The sequence below is a fragment of the Companilactobacillus kimchiensis genome (genome assembly GCF_001438805.1).
Taxonomy (GTDB): Bacteria; Bacillota; Bacilli; order Lactobacillales; family Lactobacillaceae; genus Companilactobacillus; species Companilactobacillus kimchiensis.
The window spans coordinates 37003-43393 of the sequence record NZ_JQCF01000020.1 but is presented as its reverse complement, the minus strand read 5'-3'; the positions used below and the strand labels follow the sequence as shown (position 1 = coordinate 43393).

Annotated in this window: 7 protein-coding genes and 10 tRNA genes; 14 read left to right on the top strand and 3 right to left on the bottom strand. The window is 36.1% G+C overall.

What is annotated here, in order from left to right; genetic code table 11:
* Positions 1 to 77: 77 nt before the first annotated feature.
* The 10 genes from IV57_RS09475 (at position 78) to IV57_RS09430 (ending at position 1007) form a co-directional block, all read left to right on the top strand.
* A tRNA-Ser gene (locus IV57_RS09475) sits at positions 78 to 167 on the top strand.
* A gap of 33 nt (positions 168 to 200) precedes the next feature.
* Positions 201 to 274, top strand: a tRNA-Met gene (locus tag IV57_RS09470).
* A 23-nt stretch (positions 275 to 297) separates the two neighbouring features.
* Positions 298 to 371 (top strand) — tRNA-Asp (locus IV57_RS09465).
* A gap of 6 nt (positions 372 to 377) precedes the next feature.
* A tRNA-Phe gene (locus IV57_RS09460) sits at positions 378 to 450 on the top strand.
* A 5-nt stretch (positions 451 to 455) separates the two neighbouring features.
* Positions 456 to 538 (top strand) — tRNA-Tyr (locus tag IV57_RS09455).
* A gap of 8 nt (positions 539 to 546) precedes the next feature.
* Positions 547 to 617, top strand: a tRNA-Trp gene (locus IV57_RS09450).
* Between the two features lie 25 nt (positions 618 to 642).
* Positions 643 to 715 (top strand) — tRNA-His (locus IV57_RS09445).
* Between the two features lie 10 nt (positions 716 to 725).
* Positions 726 to 797 (top strand) — tRNA-Gln (locus IV57_RS09440).
* Positions 798 to 819: 22 nt separating this feature from the next.
* A tRNA-Cys gene (locus IV57_RS09435) sits at positions 820 to 890 on the top strand.
* A 33-nt stretch (positions 891 to 923) separates the two neighbouring features.
* Positions 924 to 1007, top strand: a tRNA-Leu gene (locus tag IV57_RS09430).
* Between the two features lie 78 nt (positions 1008 to 1085).
* Here IV57_RS09430 and IV57_RS09425 read toward each other — a convergent pair.
* On the bottom strand, positions 1086 to 1574 hold the full coding sequence (locus IV57_RS09425) for a hypothetical protein (protein WP_057881277.1): 489 nt from the start codon (positions 1572 to 1574) through the stop codon (positions 1086 to 1088).
* A 237-nt stretch (positions 1575 to 1811) separates the two neighbouring features.
* On the opposite strand from IV57_RS09425, the gene IV57_RS09420 reads away from it, so the two are divergent.
* Positions 1812 to 2306, top strand: coding sequence for a TetR/AcrR family transcriptional regulator (locus IV57_RS09420; RefSeq protein ID WP_057881276.1), 495 nt, complete (start codon positions 1812 to 1814; stop codon positions 2304 to 2306).
* Between the two features lie 306 nt (positions 2307 to 2612).
* Positions 2613 to 3179: a GNAT family N-acetyltransferase gene (locus IV57_RS09415; RefSeq protein ID WP_057881275.1), complete on the top strand. Its 567-nt coding sequence runs from the start codon at positions 2613 to 2615 to the stop codon at positions 3177 to 3179.
* A 30-nt stretch (positions 3180 to 3209) separates the two neighbouring features.
* Here the strand turns inward: IV57_RS09415 and IV57_RS09410 are convergent, their stop codons facing one another.
* Together IV57_RS09410 and IV57_RS09405 are read right to left on the bottom strand one after the other, a co-directional pair.
* Positions 3210 to 3758 carry a hypothetical protein gene (locus IV57_RS09410; protein ID WP_057881274.1) on the bottom strand — a complete coding sequence of 183 codons (549 nt, stop codon included), beginning with the start codon at positions 3756 to 3758 and terminating at the stop codon, positions 3210 to 3212.
* A gap of 3 nt (positions 3759 to 3761) precedes the next feature.
* Positions 3762 to 4640, bottom strand: a complete 879-nt coding sequence (locus IV57_RS09405) for a Cof-type HAD-IIB family hydrolase (protein WP_057881273.1) — start codon at positions 4638 to 4640, stop codon at positions 3762 to 3764.
* Between the two features lie 83 nt (positions 4641 to 4723).
* Here IV57_RS09405 and IV57_RS09400 point away from each other — a divergent pair, with 83 nt between their 5' ends.
* Together IV57_RS09400 and pta are read left to right on the top strand one after the other, a co-directional pair.
* Positions 4724 to 5416: a uracil-DNA glycosylase gene (locus IV57_RS09400; RefSeq protein ID WP_057881272.1), complete on the top strand. Its 693-nt coding sequence runs from the start codon at positions 4724 to 4726 to the stop codon at positions 5414 to 5416.
* 2 nt (positions 5417 to 5418) lie between these two features.
* Positions 5419 to 6387 carry a phosphate acetyltransferase gene (gene pta, locus IV57_RS09395; RefSeq protein ID WP_057881271.1) on the top strand — a complete coding sequence of 323 codons (969 nt, stop codon included), beginning with the start codon at positions 5419 to 5421 and terminating at the stop codon, positions 6385 to 6387.
* Positions 6388 to 6391 lie beyond the last annotated feature (4 nt).

Sequence of the window (6391 nt, the reverse complement as noted above, 5' to 3'; positions counted from 1 at the left end):
TAACATGAGTTCAAATCTCGTACGGGTCATTGATGTGAAAACATCAATATTTACATAAGTTTTACGTTTTAAGCCATGGAGGATTACCCAAGTCCGGCTTAAGGGAACGGTCTTGAAAACCGTCAGGTCGAGAAATCGGCGCGTGGGTTCGAATCCCACATCCTCCTTTAAACGAGAAACATCAGTAACATTTATATTATCGCGGGATGGAGCAGTCTGGTAGCTCGTCGGGCTCATAACCCGAAGGTCGTAGGTTCAAATCCTGCTCCCGCAATTTGTTTCAAAAAATATTTGTTTGGTTCGTTGGTCTAGTTGGTTAGGACGCCTGCCTGTCACGCAGGAGATCGCGAGTTCGATTCTCGCACGGACCGTTTAATGGCTCGGTAGCTCAGTTGGTAGAGCAATGCATTGAAGCTGCATGTGTCGGCGGTTCGATTCCGTCCCGCGCCATTTTTGGAAGGGTAGCGAAGTTTGGCTAAACGCGGCGGACTGTAAATCCGCTCCTTCGGGTTCGGTGGTTCGAATCCACTCCCTTCCATTTATTTTAGGGATATAGTTTAAAGGTAGAACTATGGTCTCCAAAACCATCAGTGTGGGTTCAATTCCTACTATCCCTGTTTCTACCTTTTTATTATTATTATGGCGGTATTGGTGAAGTGGTTAACACATCGGTTTGTGGTACCGACACACGTGGGTTCGATTCCCACATACCGCCCTTTTTTTATTGGGTTATAGCCAAGCGGTAAGGCAATGGACTTTGACTCCATCATGCGCTGGTTCGAATCCAGCTAACCCAATTGCTATAAAATAAATGAATATGGCGGTATAGCCAAGTGGTAAGGCAGAGGTCTGCAAAACCTTCATCACCGGTTCAAATCCGGTTACCGCCTTTGGCTAATGCCTAAATAATCATATATTAAATTGCCGGTGTGGCGGAATTGGCAGACGCGCAGGATTCAAAATCCTGTTCCCACTAGGGAGTATCGGTTCGACTCCGATCACCGGCATAAGAGAAATACTTATACCAACGCAATTTAATATTAGCTCCGAATATTGTTAAATCAATATTCGGAGTTTTTTTTGTTTTAATAAATTGCAATTTTATCGGCGGTAATTGAAACAGCGGTTTTATTTAGATATTTCTTAGATAGACCCGCCATGATCTGAGTATTATTGATCTTATTTTTACCATTCAGGAATCCTTGGACCGTTATCAAACGATTGTTTTTGAGAGTCCTATTGGATTTAGTAATTAGTAGGAAATATTGATTGCTGCTCTTAACAGGAACTAATAGTAGGTGACAATTTCCAGCTGAATCAATCGCTGAATCTTTAATATAAAATTTTTTTAGAGTTACGTTCATAAATAAATTATCACTAGTGTATTGTTCCATTGAAATCAAATCTAATTTCTTAGAAATATCGGGATATTTTTGATTTGATTTTAAATTGGTTACAGTTTGAGCAGCAGTGACGTTCTGTGTAATGCTGTTTCTGAGCCATTCAACATTATTACTCAATGAACCAGTAAGAAGTGTTAAACCAGTTAATAAGGCGATATGTTTTCTATTCATCAATGTTATCCTCTCTGAAATGCTTCATTCAAGAATTAATTATAATTCCAATAATGATTGAATAAGAAGAATAACACATAGTTAATTATTAATAACTTCTAACGGATTATTTATTGAATAGTCAAAAATTATAACAAATTAAATTGATAAATCGTTTAAATAACGTATCTATGATTGAATATATTTGTTAATATAAGCGAGCATTAAAATATAATGACAAGGCAGAGGGCCAAAATTATGAATTTGACCGTTAACCACTTAATTCAGACTGTATTTAAGGAATTTTCTAAACATCGGGTTGAGCGATTTACCATGAAAGATCTTGCTCAGATCGCGGATATTAGTAGAAGCTCCATTTATCGTTATTTTGATTGTATTGATTATGTTTATAAGGAAGTTTTTGAAAGACTTATTTTAAAAGAAATAACTCAGGATTGTCAGTCATCGGATGAACTGATTGAAAGATTTGTTAATTACGTTCATGATAATGAGACCTTTTGTTTGAATCTATACTATCGAACGGCATTAATGCTTAGAACTGAACATATAATTAAGGTGTTAAATGAATTAATATTTAAATATGACCAAAAAGATCACTCTGATAAATGGTATATGATTGGTGGATTTATCTGTACGTTGGAGGATTGGTTTAACGGCAATTTAAAGCGAGACAAGCAATTAGTTATTAATGATCTATTATCTTATAACAGCGTAATCAAATCAGTTTGCTAAAGTTGGGACAATAATGTAGAAGTGTTACGTTTTCTGACACTTTCTGCAAACTGCTTATATTCAAATGAAAATAATTTAGTTATTATATAGAAGTAGTCAGATGGATGGTCTTGAGAAGCCATTTCTAAAAAAATCAAACTACATAAATTATGAAAACCCGGAGAATACGGACAATAATTTTATGTAATTAAAAAAGCAATGATGGGCTCATTGCTTTTTGTGATGGATACCTTAAAAAATATTATGATATTAGCTAAATTTGAGATTATCTATAAATCATGTATTATATATAATTGAGGTGAAGAAATGTTTAGATATGCAAAAGAAGAGGATGCAGATCAGATATTGCCAATATTGTTCCAAATCTTCGATGAAATGGAATTAGATGTTTTTAAAGAAGTTGGCGATGAAAAGATGGGCCAGGTTATTAAGGAAGGTTTTCTTCAACCTGGTTACCGTTATGGTTTGGATAACATTCTTGTAAACGAGATCGATGGTAAAGTAGTAGCAATCATGGTTGGATATCCTGAAGCATTGGAAGATAACATTGATGCACCATTGATTAAGATTATGCACAAATATGGCATTAAAGAAAAGAACTTGTTTGGTGATAAGGAAGCTTGGCCTGGTGAATGGTACTTGGATTCATTTGCGGTTGCTCCGGCATATCAAGGCAAGGGAATTGGCACAAAAACTCTCGAACATTTCATTGGCGTAATTCGTGATCGTGGCGAAAAGATTTTGAGTCTTAACGTTGATGTAACAAATGAGCCAGCTAAACATGTTTATGACAAAGCTGGTTTTAAAAAGGTTGGTCAATTATATATTGGCAGTCACTTATATGATCATATGCAATATGATTTAACAAAATAAAAGTCTCGGAGATTATTCTCCCAGACTTTTTTAGTTACATTTATTTTTAAAATTATTCAGATAGGGCATTTTTGACTTCATTCCTAAACCGTTTAAATCAGCCTTAGGGGCTAAAGTAGGTAACTTGATATATTTGTCCAAAAAGATAGCTAGGAGCGTCCCCATGGGACCGTCGTCCAAATCCTCAAAAGACAATTCCAAACCAGGATGACCTTGAGTCATAACGGTTGGTTGAACACGTATTATTTCGTGACCACCCTGTTTAACATGATAATCTGAAGCAACAAGGTTACCAACCACATTCCAATTTGCCTTACTGAGATAAACAAATTTTAAATCAATCATTGGAAGGGCATTGATAGTGGCTTTTTCCTCACCATTGATATCAATTGAATAAATTTTTAGAAAACTGTTCTTTAATTTTATTTCACCAATTAACGTATTTAAACGATTATATAATTTGATCAGGAAAGGATTCTCTTTATCTCGAGCCGCAATAAAGATGGTTTCTTTGCTTTGATTTGCAATGACAAGAATATTTCCGATTGCTAAATCAGCTTTTCGAATATAAAGATTCATTAATTAACCTTGATTCTGATTGTCGATAATAGTTTTTTCGATGATCTGAGCAACACCATCGTTGATATTACTGTCGGTAGATACTTGGGCCAATTCCTTGATTGCAGGAATAGCATTTGCCATAGCAACTCCGATTCCTGCATCTCTGATCATTGAATAATCGTTAAGGTTGTCACCGATAGCCATAATTTCTGCGGGTAGAATATTTCTACGTTTGGCATATTGTAAGAGAGCGATTCCCTTTTGAGCATTGATACTATTAATTTCTACGTTGTTAGGTGATGATGATGTTACGATTACATCCTTGATGGTCTTAGTGATATCTTTTTTTAGTGGAGCAAGGACACGATGTTGATGTTCGTTGAAGCCAATTAATTTCATGATTTTGTATGATTTATCGTTAAAAATAGCATCATAATTGTCAACGAAGGTCATAGGCATCATTTTGATTCGTTCTTGAGTATCTCTGAATGCTTGTTTGAACGAAGTTCCAGGATTTAGTTTGACCAATAAATTGGCTAAATTGTTGACCCGAGCCTCTTTATCGTTAGAAAAAATGCCTTTGTCAGTAATAACTTCGAAGTAAACGTTATATTTATGGAAGTATTTGATGACCTCATTTTGGGCTGTTTCAGAAAGTGGGTTACTGGAAATGAGTTTTTCATTATGATCAAAAACTTCAGCCCCATTTAAAGTAATAAAACCAGGATGGATATGATTCTTCAAAAATGGTTTAGCTTCTCCCAATCCACGGCCAGTGGCAATTAGAAATTCGATTCCGGCATTTTCAGCCTGTTTGATGGCGTGAATGTTATTGTCTGAAACCTCCATCTTTTCATTTAATAAAGTACCATCCATATCGGATGCGATTAATTTAATCATAAAGTTTCCTCCGAATGCGTTATGCTATATGTGAATGTTACCATAGTTTATGTGTTTATATATCAAAACAGGTAGGTGTAAATTTGAAAACTTTAATAAATAATGATTGGCAAGAAGTTTTGAATAGTGAATTTGACAAACCGTATTATGAAGAACTGCGTGAGTTCCTTGTAAACGAATACAATACCCAAACAATTTATCCGGAAATGCATAAGATTTTTCAGGCATTTGATTGGACGTCATTTTCAGATACTAAGGTCGTAATCCTAGGCCAAGATCCGTATCATGAACCTAATCAGGCTATAGGTTGTAGTTTCGCTGTTTCTCCTGGAGTAACGATTCCACCTTCATTGCGGAATATTTATAAGGAATTACAAGATGATCTAGGATGTACGCCAGTAGGTCATGGTTATTTGAAGGCATGGGCTACTCAAGGGGTACTCTTGTTGAACTCGGTTTTGACAGTTAGAAAAGGTGAGGCCTATTCACATAAGGGTAAAGGCTGGGAACAACTAACTGATTATGCCATCAAAGCTTTATCAGATCGTGGAAAAGTAGTCTTTATTTTGTGGGGGAATGCTGCTAAGAGTAAGATTCCTTTGATTGATGAAACTAAGAATACGATTATTTCGTCAACTCATCCGAGTCCATTTGCGGCTCGTTATGGATTCTTTGGATCTAAGCCGTTTTCTAAAGCAAATCAAGCGCTTTTAAACTATAATGAAGAAGAAATTAATTGGCAATTACCTGAACATGCCGATGAGACGGAGGAATAGTAATGGATTTATTTGAAAGCCTTAAGAATAAGATTAATGGAAAAGATTTAACAATTGTTTTCCCTGAAGGTGAAGAACCTAGAATCCTAGGCGCCGCAACTCGACTAGTTAAAGAGAGTATTCTCAAACCAATTTTGATTGGTAATCAAGTAGAAATTGAGAAGATTGCTACTGAAAAGTCATTTGATATTTCTGGTATCGAAATAATTGATCCTAAGAAGTATGCTGATTTTGACGATATGGTTGCAAAGTTTGTTGAACGTCGTAAGGGTAAGAATACCAAGGAACAAGCTGAAACCATGTTGTTGGATAATAACTATTTTGGAACAATGTTGGTTTATCTTGGAAAAGCTGATGCAATGGTATCTGGTGCAGTTCATTCAACCGGTGACACAGTTCGTCCGGCTCTTCAAATTGTAAAGACAGCTCCTGGTAATTCACGAATTAGTGGTTCATTTATTATGCAAAAGGGTGAACAACGTTACATGTTCGCTGACTGTGCAATCAATATCAATCCTAATGCTCAAGAATTGGCTGAAATTGCTGTTCAAACAGCGCAGGATGCAAAATTATTTGATATTGATCCTAAGGTTGCTATGCTCAGTTTCTCAACTAAGGGTAGTGCCAAAAGTGATGAAGTAACCAAAGTGGCCGAAGCTACTAAGATTGCTCATGAATTAGCACCTGATTTAGCACTGGATGGTGAATTACAATTTGATGCAGCTATTGTACCTAGTGTTGGTTCTCAAAAGGCCCCTGATTCCAAGGTAGCTGGACATGCAAATGTTTTTGTTTTCCCAGATTTACAATCAGGTAATATTGGTTACAAGATTGCTCAAAGATTGGGTGGGTTTGAAGCTATCGGTCCAGTTCTACAAGGACTTGCTAAACCAATTTCTGATCTATCACGAGGCTGCAACGAAGAAGATGTTTATAAATCAGCCATTTTAACAGCTGCTTTAGCATTATAGAATT